The sequence below is a fragment of the Micromonospora sp. NPDC023814 genome (genome assembly GCF_040639595.1).
Classification (GTDB): domain Bacteria; phylum Actinomycetota; class Actinomycetes; order Mycobacteriales; family Micromonosporaceae; genus Micromonospora.
On sequence record NZ_JBFAAF010000236.1, the window covers coordinates 1 to 1,416 of the forward strand.

Consider the following 1,416-nt stretch of genomic DNA (forward strand, 5'->3'; position numbering starts at 1 on the left):
AGGCGGCGGCGACCCCGGGAGTTCCGGGGGCGACGGGCCCGGCGGCCACCAGGTCACCGCGTAGGTCGGCGGCGAGCCGGTGGTGCGCCCCGGCGGACAGGCTGTCAAAGGTTCCAGCCAGCCCGATCAGCAGGGCAACCAGGACCAGTAGGGGCGCGGCGGTAGACGCGCTGCGGCGTACGCCGTCGCGTAGATTAGCCCGGGCGAGCTGGCCAACTGTGGTGCGGCCGGCGAGGCTGCCGGCGAGCCGGCCGAGCAGCGGCACGACGACGGGGCTCAGCGCGGTTAAGCCGAGGGCGAGCGCGACGGTGGCGTTGACCGACAACGGGATCGCTCCGTTGGGGTCGTCCACAGCGGTCGCGATCGTCATCAGTGTGAGGGCGACGACAGTCAGCAGAACGCCGACCAGCCAGCGAGCGGCGGTCATGGCTTTCCCCGCGGCACCGGTCTCCCGCAGCGCTTCCAACGGGCGTGCGCGGGCAGCTCGTCTCGATGCGGCCAGTACGCCGGCCTCGGCAACGCCGATACCGATCCCGAGCGAAACCCAGAGCACCCAGCCGTGCCAGGCTGCGGCGAACGAGGGCGGCAGAAAGCCGAGGTCGGTGAGCAGCGCCGTCTGCATCCTCAGCGCAATCTGCCCGGCCGGGACGCCGAGGACGGTGCCGACGATGCCGAGCAGCAGCGCCTCGGCGAGCAGCAGCCGCCGGAGCTGGCCGCGGCTGCCGCCGATCAGGCGCAGCAGAGCGAGGTCGCGGCGGCGCTGGGCGATGGTGAAGGCGAAGGTCGCGCTGACGACGAAGATCGCCAGGAACACCGACACCCCCAGCGCCAGGCCGAGCACCGCGATCGCTTCGCCGTACCGGCCGGCCGAGGCGATGATCAACAGCGACGACTGGACGATGGCGACGCCGAGCATGACGGTGACGATGGCACCGGTGAACAGCTGCCAGCGTTCCCGGAAAATGGCTATCGAGAGCGTGAGCATCAGACCTCCAGAGCGGCGAGCCGGTCGGCGACCTCACGGACCGAGGGCCGGGCGAGACAGCCGACGATGCGCCCGTCGCAGAGAAAGACGACGGAGTCGGCGCTGGCGGCAGCGGCCGGGTCGTGAGTGACCATGACGATGGTTTGCCCGGCGGAGTCGACCATCGACCGCAGCAGTGCCAGCACCGTGCGCGCGGAACGGGAGTCGAGCGCGCCGGTCGGCTCATCGGCGAACAACACCGCAGGCCGGGTGACCATGGCCCGGGCGATGGCGACGCGTTGCTGCTGCCCCCCGGAAAGCTCACGCGGCCGGTGCCGCAGGCGGTCGCCGAGCCCGACATCGGTGAGGATCTGCCGCACGTCGGTCATCGACACCTTACGGCCGGCCAGCCGCAACGGCAGGGCGACGTTCTGCTCAGCGGTCAGTGAGCC

General features: G+C 71.5%; 2 protein-coding genes. Both read right to left on the reverse strand.

Translation table 11 applies throughout. The annotated features are described in order from the left end of the window. A partial coding sequence (locus AB0G14_RS35710) for an FtsX-like permease family protein (RefSeq protein ID WP_357705231.1) occupies positions 1-985 on the reverse strand: 985 nt, incomplete at its 3' end. Then, the coding region (locus AB0G14_RS35715) for an ATP-binding cassette domain-containing protein (protein WP_357705233.1) at positions 985-1,416 on the reverse strand (432 nt) is incomplete at its 5' end. The genes AB0G14_RS35715 and AB0G14_RS35710, both read right to left, overlap by 1 nt.